Consider the following 19,967-nt stretch of genomic DNA (forward strand, 5'->3'; position numbering starts at 1 on the left):
GAATGACATCCTCGCGATCGGCCGGGCATTGCGTGGTCTGGCACGAATGCTGCTTGGGATGCCTCCAAGAGGAGCAACAGCTCCAGAAAACACAATGCGAGGGGACGTTCCGATGCCAGCCAACACTCAATTCACCACCTAAAAGCGACGGGATATCGCCCGTTCGGCATTGCGCGCTCCCGCATGAACGCGGACCGCGATGAGCGTTGGCGCGCGACTTCGGCTTGGCATGCAATGGAGAAGGCAATGACGATCGCGGACGCTCACGATCAGGATCCGCAGGAAACCCGGGAGTGGCTCGATGCCCTTTCGGCAGTCCGGGGTCATCGCGGCAATGACCGCGCGGAATTCGTTGTCAACGCGATGGTCGATGCGGCGCGCCGCGGCGGTCTTCAGATCGAGCAGTCGCTGACGACGCCCTATTGCAACACGATCCCGCCGGACCAGCAGCCGGCGCTGCCCGGCGATCGCGCCATCGAGCACAAGCTTCGCTCCCTCATCCGCTGGAATGCGCTCGCGATCATCCTGCGTGCCAACAAGGAAAGCTCGGAGCTTGGCGGCCATATCGCAAGCTTCCAGTCGGCCGCCACGCTGTACGATATCGGCTTTGGCCATTTCTGGCACGCCCCGACGGATGCTCACGGCGGCGATCTGATCTTCGTGCAGGGACACTGCTCACCCGGCATCTACGCGCGTGCGTTTCTCGAGGGGCGATTGAGCGAGGAACAGCTCCTCAGCTTCAGGCAGGAAACCTCCGGCAAGGGATTGTCGAGCTATCCGCACCCCTGGCTGATGCCGGATTTTTGGCAGTTCCCGACGGTGTCGATGGGACTCGGGCCGCTGATGGCGATCTATCAGGCTCGCTTCCTGAAATATCTCGAGAACCGCAAGCTGGCCGAGACGTCCAAGCGCAAGGTCTGGGCGTTCATGGGCGATGGCGAAACCGACGAGCCGGAATCGCTCGGTGCGATCTCGCTCGCCGGCCGCGAGAACCTCGACAATCTGATCTTCGTCATCAATTGCAATCTCCAGCGGCTCGATGGACCCGTCCGCGGCAACGGCAAGATTGTGCAGGAGCTCGAAAGCATCTTCCGCGGCGCGGGCTGGAACGTGATCAAGGTGCTGTGGGGCTCGGGGTGGGACCGCCTGCTGCAAAAGGACAAGAGCGGGCAGCTGCTCAGGCTCATGGAAGAATGTGTCGACGGCGAATACCAGGACTTCAAGAGCAAGAGCGGCGCCTACATTCGCGAGCATTTCTTCGGCAAGTACGATGAGACGAAGCAACTCGTCGCCGACATGAGCGACGACGAGATCTGGCAGCTTGCGCGCGGCGGCCATGATCCCGAGAAGGTCTTTGCCGCTTACACCGCGGCCGTGAATCACAAGGGGCAGCCCACGGTCATTCTGCCGAAGACCGTCAAAGGCTACGGCATGGGCGAGTCCGGCGAAGGTCAGATGATCGCCCACCAGGCGAAGAAGATGACGCAGGACGCGCTGCGCGGTTTTCGTGATCGTTTCCAGGTGCCGGTCTCCGACGCCGATTTGGCCAAGGTACCTTTCCTCCGGCTGCCGGAAGATAGCCCGGAAATGAAGTATTTCCGAGCACAGCGCGAAAAGCTCGGCGGCTACCTTCCGCAACGCCGGCGGAAATCCGCGTCCTTGCAGATTCCGCCGCTCTCGACGTTCCAGCGGCTGCTCGAAAACACCGGAGACCGCGAGATCTCGACCACGATGGCGTTCGTGCAATTGCTCGGCGCCCTTGTCCGCGACAAGGCGATCGGTAAGCACATCGTGCCGATCGTGCCGGACGAATCCCGTACCTTCGGCATGGAGGGCATGTTTCGGCAACTCGGCATCTATTCGTCGGTGGGGCAGCTCTACCGGCCGCAGGATGCCGACCAGCTGATGTACTACCGCGAAGACAAGAGCGGGCAGGTCTTCCAGGAGGGCATCAACGAAGGCGGCGCGATGTCCAGCTGGATTGTGGCGGCGACGTCCTACTCGACGAACAACGTGCCGATGATTCCGTTCTACATCTACTACTCGATGTTCGGCCTGCAGCGCGTCGGCGACCTCGCCTGGCTCGCAGGCGATATGCGGGCGCGCGGCTTCCTGCTCGGCGGCACTGCCGGCCGCACCACGCTGAACGGCGAGGGGTTGCAGCACGAGGACGGACACAGCCACGTGCTCGCGGCCACCATCCCGAACTGCGTTTCCTACGATCCGACGTTCGCCTATGAGGTCGTGACCATCGTCCGCGAGGGCATGCGCCGCATGTACGAAGCGCAGGAGGACGTCTACTATTACATCACCCTGATGAACGAGAATTATCCGCACCCCGCGCTGGCCGATGCAGGCAAGGGCGCGGAGGAGGGAATTCTCAAGGGCCTCTATCTTCTCAAGAGTGGTGGCGAAGCCGCGAAAAAGGAGCTCCGCGTCCAACTCGTCGGGTCAGGCACGATCCTGCGCGAGGTGATCGCGGCCGCCGACTTGCTCAAGGCGGACTTCGGCGTGACCGCGGATGTGTGGAGCGCAACCAGCTTCAACGAACTGCGTCGTGACGGCATGGCGGCGGAGCGCTGGAACCTGCTGCACCCGACCGAGCCGCGGCGCAAGAGCTGGGTGGAAGCGCAGCTCGAAGGGCATGCGGGGCCGGTCGTGGCGTCGACCGACTACATGCGCAACTACCCCGACCAGATCAGGGAATATGTGCAAGCGGCCGGGCGCCGCTACGTCGTGCTCGGCACCGACGGGTTCGGCCGCAGCGACTATCGCGTGAAGCTGCGCCGATTTTTCGAGGTCGACCGGCACTATGTCGCGATCGCAGCGCTCAAGGCGTTGGCCGACGAGGGAGCGATCAAGCCGGCAATCGTCGCCGAGGCCATCGCCAAATACCAGATCGACGCCGGGCGCGCTGCGCCATGGACCGTGTGAGGCAGGGCCGAGGGCAGAGCGATGAGTGGTCTGATCGACATCAAGGTTCCCGATATCGGTGACTTCAAGGACGTCCCGGTGATCGAGGTCTTCGTCAAGCCTGGCGACAGCGTCAAGGCCGAGGATCCGCTGGTCGCGCTGGAGTCCGACAAGGCGACCATGGAAGTGCCATCGCCGCGCGACGGTGTGGTGAAGTCGGTGGTCGTCAAGGTCGGCGACAAGGTCAGCGAAGGCGCTGTCATCGTGCAGTTCGAGGGCGCGGGCGCCGAGCAGGGCGAAACGCGGCCTGTCGTCAGCGCGCCGCCGTCGCCGGTCAGCGCGCCGGCGGGTATCGCCGAGGTCCGTGTCCCCGACATCGGCGACTTCAAGGACGTGCCGGTGATCGAAATCTTCGTGAAGCCCGGCGACAGCGTCAACGCCGAGGATCCGCTGATCGCGCTCGAGTCGGACAAGGCGACGATGGAAGTGCCGGCGCCGCTCTCGGGCACCGTGCGCGAGATCAAGGTGAAGACGGGTGACAAGGTCAGCGAGGGCGCAATCATCCTCGTGCTTGCAACAAGCAACGCATCCGCGGTGGCTCCCGCCGTCGCGGCGGCGCAGCCACCAGCGTCGTCGGCAGCCGCCGCCGCTCCTCTGGCACAAGCCGGCGCCGTCGACGAAAAGGCCTTTGCGCTCGCTTATGCTGGCCCTGCGGTGCGCAAGCTGGCGCGCGAACTGGGCGTCGATCTCGGCATGGTCAAGGGCTCGGGCAATCACGGCCGCATCGTGCGCGAAGACGTCGAGGGTTTTGCCAAGGGTGGCACGCCTGCCGCCAAACCGCAGGCTGCGGCCGCAGGCAGGGGAAGCGGCGTCGGCGGCATCGACCTGTTGCCCTGGCCCAAGGTCGATTTCGCGAAGTTCGGGCCGGTCGAGCGCAAGGAGCTCGGCCGCATCAAAAAGATCTCCGCGGCCAACCTGCACCGCAACTGGGTCGTCATTCCGCACGTCACGACCCACGACGAGGCTGACATCACCGAGCTTGAGCAGTTCCGGGTCAAGATGAACAAGGAGCTGGAGAAGAGCGGCGTGAAGCTCTCGCTGCTGCCGTTCATGGTGAAGGCGGCCGTCGCGACGCTGCAGAAGTTCCCCGAGTTCAACGCCAGCCTCGACGGCGATACGTTGGTCTACAAGAACTACTGGCACATCGGCTTTGCGGCCGACACGCCGAACGGGCTGATGGTGCCGGTGATCCGCGATGCCGACAAGAAATCGGTGCCGGAGATCGCGAACGAGATGAACGCACTCGCCAAGCTCGCGCGCGAGGGCAAGATCAAGCCCGACCAGATGCAGGGCGGTACGTTCTCGATCTCGTCACTCGGCGGCATTGGCGGCATCTATTTCACGCCGATCATCAACGCGCCCGAGGTCGCCATCATGGGCGTGTGCAAGGGATACTGGAAGCAGCATTCGGCCGACGGCAAGGCCTGGACCTCGCGCCTCACGCTGCCGCTGTCGCTGTCCTGGGATCACCGCGTCATCGACGGTGCGGCCGCCGCACGCTTCAACGTCTACTTCGCCAATGTACTCGCCGATCTCCGGCGCGTGTTGTTCTGAGATCGGGGGAGAGCGGCATGGCTCAGCAGATCGAGGTCAAAGTCCCTGATATCGGCGAATTTAAGGACGTGGCGGTGATCGAGGTCCTGGTGAAGGCCGGCGAGACCGTCGCGGTCGACACCAGCCTTATCATGGTCGAGTCCGACAAGGCGTCGATGGAGATTCCGTCCTCGCACGCCGGCGTGGTCAAGGAGATCAGGGTCAAGGTCGACGACAAGGTCAGCGAGGGATCGACGATCCTCGTGCTGGAGACCGCGGGTGCCGCGGCTGCGCCGGCGCCCGCACCAGCTGCGCAACCGGCCGCCGCTCCGCCGCCGGTCGCGCCCGCCGCGGCGTCCTATTCCGGCAAGGCCGAGATCGAATGCGAGATGCTGGTGCTGGGCGCCGGTCCCGGCGGCTATTCGGCCGCCTTCCGTGCCGCCGATCTCGGCATGAAGACCGTGCTGGTCGAGCGTTACGACACGCTGGGCGGCGTGTGTCTGAATGTCGGCTGCATCCCGAGCAAGGCGCTGCTGCATACCGCGTCGGTCGTCGACGAGGTCAAGCATCTTCCCGACCATGGGATTTCCTTCGGCGCGCCGCAGATTGATCTGGGCAAACTGCGCGCGTTCAAGGACGGTGTGATCAAGAAGCTGACGGGCGGTCTCGCCGGGATGGCAAAGGCCCGTAAGGTTGAGGTGGTGACCGGCGTCGGCACCTTCCTCGATCCGCATCATCTCGAGGTTGCCACGGCGGGCGGCAGGAAGACGGTCAAGTTCGCCAAGGCGATCATCGCTGCGGGTAGCCAGGCGGTGAAGCTGCCGTTCCTGCCGGAAGACCCCCGTATCGTCGATTCGACCGGCGCGTTGCAGCTGAAGTCGATCCCGACGCGCATGCTGGTGGTCGGCGGCGGCATCATCGGGCTCGAAATGGCGACGGTCTATTCGACGCTCGGCACGCGCATCGACGTGGTCGAGATGCTCGATGGCCTGATGCAGGGCGCCGACCGGGACCTTGTCAAGGTCTGGGACAAGATGAACACGCATCGCTTCGACAAGGTGATGCTGAAGACCAAGACGGTCGGCGGGAAGGCGACCGAAGCCGGGATCGAGGTCAGCTTCGAAGGCGAGCAGGCGCCGGCCGGACCGCAGCTCTATGATCTCGTTCTGGTGTCGGTCGGCCGCAGCCCGAACGGCAAGAAGATCGGCGCCGAGAAGGCCGGTGTCGCGGTCACGGATCGCGGCTTCATCGACGTCGACAGGCAGATGCGCACCAACGTGGCGCACATCTTTGCGATCGGCGACATCGTCGGGCAGCCGATGCTGGCGCACAAGGCTGTGCATGAAGGCCATGTCGCGGCCGAAGTAGCCCATGGCGAGAAGTCGTATTTCGACGCGCGGCAGATTCCGTCCGTTGCCTACACCGATCCCGAAGTGGCCTGGGCCGGCAAGACCGAGGAGCAGTGCAAGGCCGAGGGCTTCAAGGTCGGCAAGGCGGTGTTCCCCTGGGCGGCGTCCGGCCGAGCCATCGCCAACGGACGGGACGAAGGCTTCACCAAACTGCTGTTCGACACGACAACCCATCGCGTGATCGGCGGGGGGATCGTCGGCACGCATGCGGGCGATCTCATCAGCGAGGTCTGCCTGGCGATCGAGATGGGATGCGAGCCGGGGGATATCGGCAAGACGATTCATCCGCACCCGACGCTCGGCGAGTCGATCGGCATGGCGGCGGAGGTTTTTGAAGGCCACTGCACCGATCTGCCGCCACAAAAGAAGAAATGACGTTGGCCTGCCGATACGCAGGCACAGAAAGATCAGGAGAAGACACAATGTCTGGAGCGACCACCGCGACGTCCGGAACGGTGCCCGTCACGCAGAAGAAGCCATTCTACCGGATTCTCTACGTTCAGGTGCTCGCGGCGATCGTGTTCGGCGTCATTGTCGGCTGGCTCTGGCCTGATCTCGCCAAGAACGACTGGATCAAGGCGATGGGCGACGGCTTCGTCAAGCTCATCAAGATGGCGATTGCGCCGATCATCTTCTGCACGGTGGTTTCGGGGATCGCCCACATTTCCGAGGTGAAGAAGGTCGGCCGCGTCGCGATCAAGTCGCTGGTCTACTTCGAGGTGGTCTCGACCTTTGCACTGGCGCTGGGCCTGATCGTCGCCAACGTGCTGCATCCGGGGAGGGGCTTCCAGGGCCAGTCGAACGCCGCGGCGGTCGCCGGCTATGCCAAGCAGGCGAGCGAGATGAAGTCGGTGGACTTCGTCCTGCACATCATTCCGGACACGGTGGTCGGAGCGTTCGCCCAGGGCGAGATCCTGCAGGTTCTGCTGTTCGCCATCCTGTTCGGCTTCGCGCTGATGGGGCTCGGCGAACGGGCTCACACCGTCCGCTCGATGATCGACGACGTCGCGCATGCGATGTTCGGCGTCATCTCGATCGTCGTCAAGGTCGCGCCGATTGGCGCCTTTGGCGCGATGGCCTATACGATCGGCCGCTACGGTCCCCAGGCGCTCGGCAATCTCGCCGGCCTGATCGCGACCTTCTATCTCACCGCGATGCTGTTCGTGGTCGTCGGGCTCGGCATTATCGCCCGGATTGCCGGCTTCTCGATCTTCAAGTTCCTCAAATACATCAAGGACGAGCTGCTGATCGTGCTCGGCACGTCATCCTCGGAAAGCGCGCTGCCGCAGCTGATGGAAAAGCTCGAGCGTCTCGGCTGTTCCAAGTCGGTCGTCGGTCTCGTCGTGCCCACCGGCTATTCCTTCAACCTCGACGGCACTAACATCTACATGACCCTGGCGACGCTGTTCATCGCTCAGGCGATGAATGTCGATCTCAGCTTCGGCGAGCAGATGACCATCCTCATCGTTGCCATGCTGACGTCGAAGGGCGCCTCGGGAATTACAGGCGCCGGCTTCATCACGCTCGCAGGTACGCTGGCGGCAGTCAGGCCGGAGCTGCTTCCCGGCATGGCGATCGTGCTCGGCATCGACAAGTTCATGAGCGAATGCCGGGCTCTGACCAATCTGTGCGGCAACGGTGTCGCTTGCGTCGTCGTGGCGTGGTGGGAAGGCGAGCTCGACCGCGAGAAGCTGCGTGCCGGGCTCGATCAGGACATTGATCCGAGCGACATCGAGGTGGCGGTAACGACGGGTTAGGCGAGTACGGAGGCGCGTCGTCGACGATCGCCGCCGGTTCATCAGAACTACATCAAGGGAGTTGGTCATGACGGACGTGGTTGTTGTTTCCGCGGCGCGGACACCGGTGGGCTCGTTCAACGGAGCGTTCGGGACGGTACCCGCTCACGAGCTCGGCGCGATCGCGATCAAGGGTGCGCTTGAGCGCGCCAAGGTGTCGCCGGAAGATGTCGACGAGGTCATCCTCGGGCAGGTGTTGTCCGGCGGTGAGGGACAGAACCCGGCGCGGCAGGCCGCCATGGCGGCCGGCATCCCGCAGGAGAAGACGGCGTGGGGCATGAACCAGCTCTGCGGCTCGGGCCTGCGGTCGGTGGCGCTGGGCCTGCAGCAGATCGCCAATGGCGATGCCAGGATCATCGTCGCTGGCGGCATGGAGTCGATGTCGATGGCGCCGCATCTGTCGCATATGCGCGGCGGCACCAAGATGGGCGACGTCAAGTTCGTCGATTCCATGCTGAAGGACGGCCTGATGGATGCCTTCCACGGCTACCATATGGGCGTCACGGCGGAGAACATCGCCGCCAGGTGGCAGATCACAAGGGAGGAGCAGGACGCATTCGCAACCGGCTCGCAGAACAAGGCCGAGGATGCGCAGAAGGGCGGCCGGTTCAAGGACGAGATCGTTCCGGTCACCATCAAGACCCGAAAGGGAGACGTCGTCGTTGACCAGGATGAGTACATTCGCCCGGGCACGACGCTGGACGCGCTTGCGAAGCTGAAGCCCGCTTTCAACAAGGAAGGCACGGTGACCGCCGGCAACGCGTCGGGTCTCAACGACGGTGCGGCCGCGCTGGTCTTGATGAGTGCGGAGGAAGCCAGCAGGCGCGGCCTCACGCCGCTGGCGAAGATCGTCTCGTGGGCCACCGCCGGAGTCGATCCCGCGGTCATGGGCTCGGGGCCAATTCCGGCATCGCGCAAGGCGCTGGAAAAGGCCGGCTGGAAGGTCAGGGATCTCGACCTCGTCGAGGCCAACGAAGCCTTCGCCGCCCAGGCCATCGCCGTCAACAAGGACATGGGATGGGATCCGGCAATCGTGAACGTGAACGGCGGCGCCATCGCGATCGGCCATCCGATCGGCGCGTCCGGCGCGCGCGTTCTGACGACGCTGCTGTTCGAGATGCAGAAGCGTGGCGCGAAGAAGGGCCTCGCCACGCTGTGCATCGGCGGGGGCATGGGCGTCGCCCTGACCGTCGAGCGCTGAATCGGCTCGATCCAACACTGCGCGGACGGCAGCGCGCGAGCGCGCGCGAATAGAAAACGAACCGATCAGGAGGAGATCATGTCGAAGGTTGCAGTGGTGACCGGCGGAACGCGAGGCATCGGCGAGGCGATCTCGGTCGCGCTCAAGGCGGCCGGCTACAAGGTGGCTGCGAGCTATGCCGGTAACGATGAGGCGGCCGCCAGGTTCAAGAGCCAGACCGACATCAACGTCTACAAATGGGATGTCTCGAACTACGAGGCCTGCGTCGCCGGCCTGAAGCAGGTCGAGGCCGATCTCGGTCCGGTGGACGTGCTGGTCAACAATGCGGGCATCACCAAGGACGGCATGTTCCACAAGATGACGCCGGAGCAATGGTACGCGGTCATCAACACCAACCTGAACTCGCTGTTCAACATGACGCGGCCGGTCTGGGAAGGGATGCGTGAGCGGAAGTTCGGACGGGTGATCTGCATTTCCTCGATCAACGGCCAGAAGGGCCAGATGGGACAGGTCAACTACTCCGCCGCCAAGGCAGGCGACATCGGATTCGTGAAGGCGCTGGCCCAGGAAGGCGCGCGCGCCGGCATCACCGTCAACGCGATCTGTCCCGGCTATATCGCCACCGAGATGGTCAAGGCGATCAACCCGGACATCGTCGCCAAGAACATCCTGCCCCAGATCCCGGTCGGCCGCCTCGGTGAACCGCACGAGATCGCGCGTGCGGTGCTGTTCCTGGCCTCCGACGATGCCGGCTTCATCACGGGCTCGACGATTTCAGCAAACGGCGGCCAGCACGTGGTCTGAGTTGGTCCGGCAATGTGGACGCGGTCGCCCGGCCGAGGGTGAGATGAAAGCGAGGGGGCGGCTTGGATCGGCCCCTCGAACGAAGAGATCAAGTTGGGGAATATGATGGACCAGGATCTGAAGGAAGCCGCACTCGAGTATCATCGCTTGCCGACCCCGGGAAAGATTTCCGTGGTGCCGACCAAGGCGATGGCGACCCAGCGCGACCTGGCGCTGGCGTATTCACCCGGTGTGGCGGAGCCCTGCCTGGTCATCGCCAACGACCCGTTGCAGGCCGATGTACTGACCGCCCGCAGCAATCTCGTTGCCGTCGTCACCAACGGCACGGCCGTGCTCGGCCTCGGAAACATCGGCCCACTGGCCGGCAAGCCGGTCATGGAAGGCAAGGCGTGCCTGTTCAAGAAGTTCGCGGGAATCGACGTGTTCGACATCGAACTCGCCGAGGAAGATCCGGACGCGCTGATCGAGACCATCGCCAGGATGGAGCCGACCTTCGGCGGCATCAACCTGGAGGACATCAAGGCGCCGGAATGCTTCTACATCGAGAAGAAGCTCCGCGAGCGGATGAAGATCCCGGTGTTCCATGACGATCAGCATGGCACCGCGATCATCGCTGCGGCCGCGATCCTCAACGGGTTGAAGCTGGTCAAGAAGGACATTGCCGACGTCAAGCTGGTTTGCTCCGGCGCCGGCGCCGCGGCGCTTGCATGCCTTGATCTCATCGTCAGTCTTGGGTTGCGCCAGGATCGGATCATCGTCACCGACGCGAAAGGCGTGGTCTACGCCGGCCGCACGGAAGGCATGGATGACAACAAGGCGCGCTATGCCGTGAGGACGGACGCGCGGACGCTGGACCAGATCATCGGGGAGGCGGATATCTTCCTCGGCCTTTCAGCGGGCAAGGTGCTGACGCCCGAGATGGTCAAGAAGATGGCGCGCGATCCCCTGATCTTCGCGATGGCCAACCCTGTTCCCGAGATCATGCCGGAGGACGCATTGGCCGTTCGTCCCGATGCGATCATCGGCACGGGACGTTCGGACTATCCCAACCAGATCAACAATGTCCTGTGCTTCCCGTTCATCTTCCGCGGCGCGCTGGATTGCAGCGCAACCACCATCAATGAGGAGATGAAACTCGCGACGGTGCGCGCGCTCGCCGACCTCGCCATGACGGAGGTGCCGGAGGTCGTGGCTGCCGCCTATAAGGGCGAGGGACTTCGTTTCGGCAGGGATTATCTCATCCCCAAGCCGTTCGACCCGCGTCTCATCGAGATGATCGCTCCGGCGGTGGCCAAGGCCGCAGCCGACAGCGGCGTTGCCAGGCGCCCGATTGCCGATATGGACGCCTATCGCCAGAAGCTCGGCCGCTTCGTCTACCACTCCGGCAATGCGATGCAGCCGGTCTTCTCCGCGGCCAAGGGAAGCGGAAAATCCCTCGTGCTGGCAGAGGGTGAGGATGAGCGCGTCCTGCGCGCGGCGCAGGTCATCGTCGACGAGGGGATTGCCAGGCCGTTGCTGCTTGGCCGGCCCGCGACGATCGATGAGCGGATCAAGGCATTCGGCCTCCGGCTCAGGCCCGGCACCGATTGCGAGACCATCGATCCGCATGATGTCGAGGTCTATTCGAAGTGTGCGGACGTGTACCATGCGCGCAGGAAACGCGATGGCGTCTCAGCCGCTCTGGCGCTGTCGGAGACCCGGAGCAACGCGACCGTGCTCGCGTCGATCCTTCTGGAGAGGGGCATCGGCGATGCGATGCTGTGCGGCGTGATCGGAAGGACCGCGGATCACCTGGCCGCCATACGCAACGTGATCGGAACGCGAGAGCACGTGCGGACGCTTGCAGTGATGCAGATGCTCATTCTTCCGCAGCATCAGCTCTTCATCTGCGATACCCACTGCAATCTCAACCCGACTGCCGAACAAATTGCCGACATCGCCTTGCTGGCGGCGGAGGAGGTCAAGCGATTCGGCATCACCCCGAGGGTGGCGTTGCTGTCGCATTCGAGCTTCGGCAGCTCTGCGGTCCCGGAAGCGCACAAGATGCGGGAGGCGCGTGCAATCATTCGTGAGCGGTCGCCGGAACTGGCGGTGGAAGGTGAGATGCGCGGCGATGCCGCGCTCTCGCAGTCGGTGCTCGATCACGAGTTTCCTGATTCCGGCTTCGTGGGCCCGGCAAACGTGCTGGTGATGCCCAATCTGGACGCCGCCAACATCTCGTACAATTTGTTGCGGATGGCCGCGGGGCAGGGGCTGACGGTCGGAGGCATACTGCTCGGCGCGGCCAAACCGGCCCACATTCTCACGCCGTCCGCCACCGTTCGGCGCATCGTGAACATGGCAGCGGTCGCTGCCGCGGATGCGATTTCCGAGAGGGTCTGATCCAAAGCACACGATTGGGTGGGCTGTGAACGCGATCGGTCGAGGCCATCATGAGTGAGGCGCAATCGGGAAAACCCCGGGTCGTGATCGTCGGAGGCGGAGCGGGCGGGTTGGAACTCGCGACCAGCCTCGGCGACAAATACGGTCGCAAGGGGAAACTCGAGGTCACGTTGATCGAGCGGAACCGCACCCATGTGTGGAAGCCGAAGCTTCACGAAATCGCCGCCGGCAGCATGGATATCGCCGCGCACGAAGTCGACTATCTCGCGCAATCCTACTGGCATGGGTTCCGCTACCGGATCGGGGAGATGATCGGGATCGATCGGGAGCGACGTCAGGTGCTGGTGGCGCCCTATCTCGATGCCGAAGGCCGTGAAGTGACGCCGAAGCGGACCGTCGACTATGACGTTCTTGTCGTTGCGATCGGCAGTCAGAATAACGACTTCGGCACGCCCGGGGTCGTCGAGCACGCGATCAAGCTGGAGTCGCAGGCCGATGCAAAGCGGTTTCACGAACGGATGGTCAATGCGTGCATCCGCGCCCATGCCCAATCATCTCCCGTCGCGGAGCACCAGCTGAAAGTCGCAATCATCGGCGCCGGGGCGACCGGTGTCGAACTAGCCGCGGAGCTGCATCGAACGACCCGGGAAGTGGTCGCGTACGGCCTCGATCAGGTCGATGCGCAGAACGACATCAGGATCACGCTGATTGAAGCCGCGGACCGGGTGCTCCCGGCATTGCCCGAACGGGTTTCGAGCGAAACCGAGAAGCTTCTTGTCAAGCTGGGCGTCCATGTTCTGGCCGGCGCGAAGGTCTCCGAAGTTGGTTCCGAGCATGTGAGCCTGACGGACGGACGGACCATCCCCGCCGAACTGATCGTCTGGGCTGCCGGCGTCAAGGCGCCCGATTTCCTGAAAGACATCGCCGGCCTCGAGACCAACCGCATCAATCAACTGGTCGTGCGGCCGACGCTGCAGACGACGCGTGATGAGAACATTTTCGCCATTGGCGACTGCTCGGCCTGCTCATGGGGCGAGCGGGGCAACGTGCCGCCCCGTGCACAGGCGGCCCATCAGCAGGCGTCTCACCTCTATGCCCAGATTCCGCGGCACCTGCGGGGCGAAACGCTCAAGGATTATCGGTACCGCGACTTCGGCTCCCTGGTCTCGCTCGGCGAATTCAGCACCGTCGGATCGATGATGGGCGGACTGGTCGGTGGCAGCCTCGTGTTCGAGGGGCTGGTTGCCCGGATGATGTACCTGTCACTCTACAAGATGCATGAGTACGCCCTGCATGGCTCGGCCAAGGTGGCGCTTGACACGTTGGCCCGCTTGATCACGCGGCGGACCGAGCCGCACGTCAAGCTCCATTGAGGCAGGTGCGGCGGAGATGAATGTCGTGATCGACCGGCACACCGTCTGCCAGGCCGCCAGCAGCCCCGAGACACTCAAGGTCATCCTGATCCGGGTGTGCGTGATGCTGCCGGTCATCATCGCCTGCACCGGATTTTCCTATCGCCTATTCCGAGGCAAGACCATAGAGTTGGGCCATGCCTGAGTGGTCGTCCGCAGTGGCCGGCGCTCCCCGGTTTGTGCTGGTTCACGAGATGACGGAGCTTCCATCCCTGGCGAACGTCAAGGGGCCTGCCAAAGTCGGTTCGCTGGCGTCTGTTCCCACGCGCTGGCTCGTTCGCGGTGCATTTGCCCTTGCGCTGGTTGCCGCCGCGTCGTGGCTTGGATACGCAGTGACGTTCCGCCGGGGACTCGACCATTTGCACGCTGCGGCCGAGCAGCGGCTGGCCGTCGAGGCGGCCCGGCTCGACGGCTATCTTTCGAGATTTGAGTATCTCCCATCCCTGCTCGAGACGTCGCCGAATGTGTTTCGGCTGCTCGGATCTCCCAATGATCTTGCACTGCAGCAAAGCGTCAGCCTTTATCTGAAGTCGATCAATTTGCTTGCCGGGGCCGACAATCTCTATGTGCTGGGCGTCTCCGGCGCGACGCTGGCTGCGGCCGATTTCGACCAGCCCGGAACTCCCCTCGGCGAAAACCTGTCGTATCGCCCCTATATGATCGAAGCGCTCGCGAGCGGCCGAGGGGCGTTCTTCGGTGTCGGCATCACGACCGCGCGCGCCGGCTACTATCTGTCCTATGCCCTGAAGGACGATGGAACGACGAAGGGGGTCGCCACCGTCAAGGTCAATCTGGATTCGTTCGAGCGTGCGTGGCGCAGCACAGAGAACGATATTCTTCTTCTTGATGAACGTCAGGTGACGATACTTGCCTCCCGCGACGAGTGGCGTTACCGCCCGATGGCTCCGCTGTCGGTTCAAACACGCGACGACATTGCGCGATCCAAACCGTACGGAAACCACGACCTGGCGCCGCTCGGATGGCGCTTCGTCACCCGGTCCGAGAGCGGTACCTCGCGGATCATCGCGGAGAACGGAACCGCCTACACAGTCAGCGAGCTCTCGATCAACCGCGGTCTGTGGAAGCTCGTCCTTCTCGACGACGAGGCGCCCACACGGCAGATTGCGCTCATCATCGGGGTCATATCGGGCCTCGCCGCCGTCGTTGCGCTGCTGGCGCTTGGTCTGGTCGAGCAGCGCCGCAGGGAGATCAAGCAGCGCTTGGCCAGCCAGGCCGCGTTACAGACGGCGAACGACATGCTCGAGACCAGGGTGCAGGAACGAACCGCTGAGTTGCGGGCGACCCAGGATGAGCTCGTTCATGCCGGCAAGCTCGCCGCTCTCGGTCAGATGTCGGCCGGCATCGTCCATGAGCTGAACCAGCCGCTGGCCGCCCTGCAGACTGCTGCCGACAATGCGGTCCTGCTCGTCGACCGCGGGTCGATCGGCGATGCGCGTGGAAATCTCACCCGAATTGGCGAGCTGGTGCGGCGGCTCGGGCGCTTGACCAGCCAGCTGCGGGTCTTCGCGTACAAGTCGAGCAGCCCGCTCGACGCGGTGTCCGTCGAACAGGCTGTGGCCGAATCGCTCAAGATACTTGCCGGGCGCGTCAAGGAAGGCGGCGTGGCGGTCGTGACCGACGTTGATGCAAAGCTCTGCGTCGTTGCCGACCAGACCCGGCTGGAGCAGCTGCTGTGCAACATCGTGGCCAACGCGCTGGATGCCGTGGAGAGCGCGGAACGGAAGTCGATCCTGATCCGGGCGAACAGGGAAAAGGCTCAGACCGCCCGCTGCCGCATCGCGATCAGCAACAGCGGCCCCGCGATCGCGCCCGACGTTCTGCAGCGCATGTTCGAGCCGTTCGTGACGACCAAGCCCGCGGGCAAGGGACTCGGCCTTGGCCTGATGCTCTCCAACCACATTGCGCGCTCCTTTGGCGGCGAGCTGCATGCGCGAAACCTGATGCCTGATGGTGCCGAATTTGTCGTGATCCTTCCATTGGCTGAACTAGCAGAGGCGGCTTCGCATGGGCGATGACCAATCGATCGGCGTGATCTATGTCGAGGACGATGACGATGTCCGGATCGGCGGTGTCCAGGCCCTGGAGCTTGCGGGATTTTCGGTTTCGGGGTTTGCCTCGGTCGAGACCGCCAACGGCTCCGTGCGTTCCGACATGCCCTTCGTCGTCGTCTGCGACGTACGGCTGCGCGGCAAGAGCGGCCTTGAGTGGCTGTCCGATCTGCGTCGGCTGGATCAGGATCTGCCGGTGATCTTGATCACCGGTCACGGCGACATTTCAATGGCCGTGCAAGCCATGAGGAACGGCGCTTACGACTTCATCGAGAAGCCGTGCTCTTCGGAGCTACTGATCTCGGTGGTGCGCAGGGCGGCCGAGAAGCGGCGGTTGACCCTGGAAGTCCGCTCGTTGCGATCGGCGTTGGCGGACCGTCAGGCAATCGAAGCGAGCCTGCTGGGCCGGTCGCCGCAGATCCAGGAAGTGCGCCGGCTCGTCTCCACTTTGGCTGCGACCAATGTCGACGTCACGATCTACGGCGAAACCGGGACCGGCAAGGATGTCGTGGCGCGCTGTCTGCACAGTCATAGCGGTCGCCGCGGTGGCAACTATGTCGCTGTGAACTGCGGCGGCCTTCCGGAGTCGCTGGTCGAGAGCGAACTGTTCGGCCACGAGGTTGGCGCGTTCACCGGCGCTACGCGTCAGCGGATCGGCAAGATCGAATACGCCAATGGCGGAACCTTGTTCCTCGACGAGATCGAGAGCATGCCGCTGAGCGTCCAGGTCAAGTTGCTGAGATCGCTGCAGGATCGTTCGATCGAGCGCGTCGGCACCAACAAGCCGATCGCAGTGGATTGCCGTGTCGTGGCCGCAAGCAAGGTGAACCTGCTCGAACTGAGTGAGAAGCGGCTGTTTCGTGCCGATCTCTACTACCGCCTCGGCGTCGCATTCATCGAATTGCCGCCGCTGCGCGAGCGACGGGAGGATATCCCGCTGCTGTTCGAGCAATTCACCCTCGACGCAGCCAGGCGGTTCGAGCGTGATGCCCCGATCCTGGACGAGCAGACCATGTCTTACCTGCTGGCCTATTCGTGGCCGGGCAACGTGCGGGAGCTCCGCAATGTCGCCGACCGTTTCGTGCTTGGTGTCCTCGACGGCAAGGCGATCAACAAGTCCGGCCTCGGGACGTCGGACATGTCGTTGCCGCGGCAGTTGGAAAATATCGAGCGGTCGATCATCGAGGATGCGCTGCGACGCAAGCAAGGCGACGTCCAGGCGACGGCTGCGCTGCTGAGCATTCCGAAGCAGACGCTCTACGACAAGATCAAGCGCCTCTCCGTCAACGTCGACGGTATCAGGGAGGGCGCAACTATCCGCTCCGCGTCCTGAAGACCGCGGCGGGCGATGGTGACGCGTTGAGACAGGCTGACAGCCGTTCCGCGCGGGCGACGAGACAGCAAGCTCTGGTGCATGCGAGGGCAAAGGGCGCCATGTAGAAGCGGCCTGAAACCGGAAGCGATCAAGCCAATCAATCTTGCCAAGCGAGGGACGTCATGAATCGGCCATTCAACATGCCTGATGAGTTTGTCGAGGGCTTCATGAAGGCGGGGGAAAGCCTGTGGCGCTCGCTCGGGTGGGCGCCGAATGGCGATCGTGACGGGGCGAGCCTCGGCTCGGCCCTGAACGCGTCGGGACGCCTCGCCGAATTGCAGGCGGACCATCTGAGGCGGTTGTACCAGCTCACCGAGCACGTCATCAAATCGGCGACCGGCGCGCAGGGCGAAGGAGGCATCGAGCCGGCGCGCGGTGATCGCAGGTTCAACGCGGCGGAGTGGCGGGACAATGCGGCCTACAGCCTGCTCAAGCAATGCTATCTGCTGAACGCGCGCTATTGCGTCGACTTCGTCGAAGCGCTTGATCTCGATGAGAAGGAAAAGCATCGCCTGCGCTTCTTCACGCGTCAGCTTGTCGAGGCGATGAGCCCGACCAATTTCGTCGCTTCCAACCCTGATGTCATCAAGCTTGCGGCGGATAGCGAAGGTCGGAGCCTCAAGGCAGGCCTGGACAATTGGATGGCCGATCTGGGCAGGGGCAGTCTGACGATCACGGACGAGGAGGCGTTCGAGGTCGGCAAGGATGTCGCCACATCCAGGGGCGCGGTCGTCTTCGAAAACGAGCTGTTTCAACTCATTCAGTATGAACCGGTGACCGAGCAGGCGACGGCCCGGCCGCTGCTGATCGTGCCGCCCTGCATCAACAAGTTCTACATTCTCGACCTTCAGCCGGCCAATTCCTTCGTCCGCTTTGCGGTCGAGCACGGCTTGACCGTTTTCATGGTCTCCTGGCGTAATCCCGACGCTTCGTGCGGGCACTTTGGGTGGGACGATTACGTCGAGCGGGGCGCGATGCGTGCCATCGAGGTCGCCCGGTCGATCTCGGGCGCCGACAAGGTCAACGTCGTCGGCTGGTGCGTCGGGGGAACCATCCTGTCGTCTGCGCTGGCGATCCTGCGGACACGCGGGGACGAGACGGTCGCCAGCGTGACATTGCTGACGACGATGCTCGACTTCCGCGAACCGGGCGACCTCGGCGTGTTCGTGGACGAGGAGGGCGTGAGACAACGCGAGCAGACGATCGGCAATGGCGGCATCTACCGCGGCTCGGAGCTCGGGTTCGTGTTCCAGACCCTGCGTTCCAAGGAGCTCATCTGGCCGAACGTGATCAATAACTATCTCAAGGGAAAATCACCGGAGCGTTTCGATCTGCTGTTTTGGAACGCCGACGTCACCAACCTGCCGGGGCCGATGTATTGCTGGTACATCAGGAACATGTACCTGGAGAACAATCTTCGGGAGCCGAACCGGTTGACGATGTGCGGCACGCCCGTCGATCTGGGGCGGGTTGACCTGCCTGCCTATGTCCTGGCGACCGTTGAAGATCACATCGTGCCGTGGCGATCGGCCTATCGCACCACGGGGCTATTCAGCGGCAACACCCGCTTCGTGCTCGGCGCGAGCGGGCATATTGCCGGTGTGATCAACCCCGCGTCGAAGAACAAGCGGAGCTATTGGCTGTCGGACGAGCGATGCGACGATCCGGCGGCATGGCTCGCGGGTGCGGACGAACAGCCGGGCAGCTGGTGGAACGACTGGATTGCTTGGCTCAAGCCGTGGGCTAAAGACAAGGTGCCCGCCCGTACGCAACTCGGCAGCAACCAGTTTCCTCCGGGTGAAGCTGCGCCCGGGCGATACGTCAAGGCGAAGGCGAGCTGACAGCATCTGTCGAGCGTAGCGAAAGCCTGCTTAGAGGTAGTTGGTTCACTATAGCTGTCCGCCATACGTTGCAGGCCTTCGCCTGACGGATGCGTGGCAAATTTGTAGCAACGTCTGTTATGAAGATCAGACCAGCCAAAAACGAGCTGAAGAAAATCAACGGGACCAATATCTAAGGTCGGTGTCACCGATGATCTGTTGGGTCAAAAAAGAGAATTAAGTGACTGACAATAAATGGAAATTCTCCGTAGCTCCCATGATGGATTGGAGCGAGGGTTCAAGTTTTTCAAATAGTTAGAAGGCGACGTGTGCACCGAGACATCAAAGAAAATCCAAGCAAATCACATGAGTTTCCGCGAGTGAAGTTCCGGGGCGGTCGCCAATTGCCTCGTCAGACCCGCTCTACGGGAACGGCGAATACATATCCAACGCCGCGTTCGGTCTGAATGACGCGCGGCGCGCTTGGGTCGCGCTCGAGCTTGCGTCGAAGGCGGAGAATCTGCACATCAATGCTGCGGTCGAAGACATCTTCGTGAACGCGGGTCGCCTGCAACAGGTGCTCGCGGCTAAGCGGACGTTGTGGCGCTTCGAGAAAGGCCAGGAGCATCGCGTACTCGCCCTTGGTCAATGCGACGGCGGCACCGGCCGGGTCGATAAGCTGCCGGATCCTGCGGTCGAGCTGCCAGCCAGAAAATCGAAATCGGCCTCGCTCTGGATCGCGCGCTTGCGCGGCCCTTCCGGCATCGAACCGGCGCAAGATCGCGCGAACACGCGCGAGCAATTCGCGCAGGTTGAATGGCTTCGTCAGATAATCGTCGGCGCCAAGTTCGAGACCGACCACTCGATCGATGTCGTCGCGGCGGTGACCCGTGATGATGATCACGGGTACTTCGGAGCTCAAGCGGATTTCCCGCAGAAGATCCAGTCCGTCTTCCAATCCAAGCCGGAGATCGAGGATCACCAGATTGACCTCGGCACTGCCAAGCCGACCGATCATTTCCTGCCGATTATTTGCTCCCAACGTCCGGATGTTGTTCTCTGCGAAATAGTTTAGGATCATGCGCTGCAAGGCAGGATCATCTTCCACGACGAGGATACACACTTGGCGATCAACGCTTCCGCGAGGACCCGGGTCATTTAGTGATGAGCCGCTCATTGTGTCCAATCCCTTC

General features: G+C 63.1%; 13 protein-coding genes. 12 read left to right on the plus strand and 1 reads right to left on the minus strand.

Annotated features, from left to right (window positions below):
• The first annotated feature begins 246 nt into the window (after nucleotides 1-246).
• The 12 genes from aceE to ACE103_RS16795 all read left to right on the plus strand — a co-directional run bounded on the left by aceE (nucleotide 247) and on the right by ACE103_RS16795 (nucleotide 18,795).
• Nucleotides 247-2,934 carry a pyruvate dehydrogenase (acetyl-transferring), homodimeric type gene (aceE, locus tag ACE103_RS16740; RefSeq protein WP_375780329.1) on the plus strand — a complete coding sequence of 896 codons (2,688 nt, stop codon included), beginning with the start codon at nucleotides 247-249 and terminating at the stop codon, nucleotides 2,932-2,934.
• 21 nt (nucleotides 2,935-2,955) lie between these two features.
• Nucleotides 2,956-4,527 carry a dihydrolipoyllysine-residue acetyltransferase gene (locus tag ACE103_RS16745; protein ID WP_375780330.1) on the plus strand — a complete coding sequence of 524 codons (1,572 nt, stop codon included), beginning with the start codon at nucleotides 2,956-2,958 and terminating at the stop codon, nucleotides 4,525-4,527.
• Nucleotides 4,528-4,544: 17 nt separating this feature from the next.
• Nucleotides 4,545-6,290, plus strand: coding sequence for a dihydrolipoyl dehydrogenase (gene lpdA / locus ACE103_RS16750; RefSeq protein WP_375780331.1), 1,746 nt, complete (start codon nucleotides 4,545-4,547; stop codon nucleotides 6,288-6,290).
• 47 nt (nucleotides 6,291-6,337) lie between these two features.
• Nucleotides 6,338-7,672 (plus strand): dicarboxylate/amino acid:cation symporter, encoded by a 1,335-nt coding sequence (locus ACE103_RS16755; protein WP_223973636.1) that lies wholly within the window; start codon nucleotides 6,338-6,340, stop codon nucleotides 7,670-7,672.
• 67 nt (nucleotides 7,673-7,739) lie between these two features.
• Nucleotides 7,740-8,912, plus strand: coding sequence for an acetyl-CoA C-acetyltransferase (locus ACE103_RS16760; protein WP_375780332.1), 1,173 nt, complete (start codon nucleotides 7,740-7,742; stop codon nucleotides 8,910-8,912).
• A gap of 78 nt (nucleotides 8,913-8,990) precedes the next feature.
• The gene (gene phbB, locus ACE103_RS16765) at nucleotides 8,991-9,716 is read left to right on the plus strand and encodes an acetoacetyl-CoA reductase (protein ID WP_375780333.1); all 726 of its coding nucleotides are present in this window, start codon (nucleotides 8,991-8,993) and stop codon (nucleotides 9,714-9,716) included.
• A 105-nt stretch (nucleotides 9,717-9,821) separates the two neighbouring features.
• Complete coding sequence (locus ACE103_RS16770) at nucleotides 9,822-12,098, plus strand: NADP-dependent malic enzyme (protein WP_375780334.1); 2,277 nt, start codon at nucleotides 9,822-9,824, stop codon at nucleotides 12,096-12,098.
• A gap of 50 nt (nucleotides 12,099-12,148) precedes the next feature.
• Nucleotides 12,149-13,471 (plus strand): NAD(P)/FAD-dependent oxidoreductase, encoded by a 1,323-nt coding sequence (locus ACE103_RS16775; RefSeq protein WP_375780335.1) that lies wholly within the window; start codon nucleotides 12,149-12,151, stop codon nucleotides 13,469-13,471.
• Nucleotides 13,472-13,487: 16 nt separating this feature from the next.
• Entirely contained in the window at nucleotides 13,488-13,655 is a 168-nt protein-coding gene (locus ACE103_RS16780; protein WP_375780336.1) for a hypothetical protein, read from the plus strand.
• A complete protein-coding gene (locus ACE103_RS16785) occupies nucleotides 13,648-15,546 on the plus strand; it encodes an ATP-binding protein (RefSeq protein ID WP_375780337.1) in 1,899 nt (632 codons plus the stop codon). Before ACE103_RS16780 ends, ACE103_RS16785 begins: the two co-directional genes overlap by 8 nt.
• Nucleotides 15,536-16,912: a sigma-54-dependent transcriptional regulator gene (locus ACE103_RS16790; protein ID WP_375780338.1), complete on the plus strand. Its 1,377-nt coding sequence runs from the start codon at nucleotides 15,536-15,538 to the stop codon at nucleotides 16,910-16,912. Before ACE103_RS16785 ends, ACE103_RS16790 begins: the two co-directional genes overlap by 11 nt.
• Nucleotides 16,913-17,076: 164 nt before the next feature.
• Complete coding sequence (locus ACE103_RS16795; RefSeq protein ID WP_375780339.1) at nucleotides 17,077-18,795, plus strand: PHA/PHB synthase family protein; 1,719 nt, start codon at nucleotides 17,077-17,079, stop codon at nucleotides 18,793-18,795.
• 391 nt (nucleotides 18,796-19,186) lie between these two features.
• Here the strand turns inward: ACE103_RS16795 and ACE103_RS16800 are convergent, their stop codons facing one another.
• Nucleotides 19,187-19,951 carry a response regulator gene (locus tag ACE103_RS16800; protein ID WP_375780340.1) on the minus strand — a complete coding sequence of 255 codons (765 nt, stop codon included), beginning with the start codon at nucleotides 19,949-19,951 and terminating at the stop codon, nucleotides 19,187-19,189.
• Nucleotides 19,952-19,967 lie beyond the last annotated feature (16 nt).

It is taken from the genome of Bradyrhizobium sp. ma5, assembly GCF_042258955.1.
Taxonomy (GTDB): Bacteria; Pseudomonadota; Alphaproteobacteria; order Rhizobiales; family Xanthobacteraceae; genus Bradyrhizobium.

Coding starts and splice junctions, on each gene's coding strand:
- aceE (WP_375780329.1), top strand. CDS start 247: ATGACGATCGCGGACGCTCACGATCAGGATCCGCAGGAAACCCGGGAG.
- ACE103_RS16745 (WP_375780330.1), top strand. CDS start 2,956: ATGAGTGGTCTGATCGACATCAAGGTTCCCGATATCGGTGACTTCAAG.
- lpdA (WP_375780331.1), top strand. CDS start 4,545: ATGGCTCAGCAGATCGAGGTCAAAGTCCCTGATATCGGCGAATTTAAG.
- ACE103_RS16755 (WP_223973636.1), top strand. CDS start 6,338: ATGTCTGGAGCGACCACCGCGACGTCCGGAACGGTGCCCGTCACGCAG.
- ACE103_RS16760 (WP_375780332.1), top strand. CDS start 7,740: ATGACGGACGTGGTTGTTGTTTCCGCGGCGCGGACACCGGTGGGCTCG.
- phbB (WP_375780333.1), top strand. CDS start 8,991: ATGTCGAAGGTTGCAGTGGTGACCGGCGGAACGCGAGGCATCGGCGAG.
- ACE103_RS16770 (WP_375780334.1), top strand. CDS start 9,822: ATGGACCAGGATCTGAAGGAAGCCGCACTCGAGTATCATCGCTTGCCG.
- ACE103_RS16775 (WP_375780335.1), top strand. CDS start 12,149: ATGAGTGAGGCGCAATCGGGAAAACCCCGGGTCGTGATCGTCGGAGGC.
- ACE103_RS16780 (WP_375780336.1), top strand. CDS start 13,488: ATGAATGTCGTGATCGACCGGCACACCGTCTGCCAGGCCGCCAGCAGC.
- ACE103_RS16785 (WP_375780337.1), top strand. CDS start 13,648: ATGCCTGAGTGGTCGTCCGCAGTGGCCGGCGCTCCCCGGTTTGTGCTG.
- ACE103_RS16790 (WP_375780338.1), top strand. CDS start 15,536: ATGGGCGATGACCAATCGATCGGCGTGATCTATGTCGAGGACGATGAC.
- ACE103_RS16795 (WP_375780339.1), top strand. CDS start 17,077: ATGAATCGGCCATTCAACATGCCTGATGAGTTTGTCGAGGGCTTCATG.
- ACE103_RS16800 (WP_375780340.1), bottom strand. CDS start 19,951: ATGAGCGGCTCATCACTAAATGACCCGGGTCCTCGCGGAAGCGTTGAT.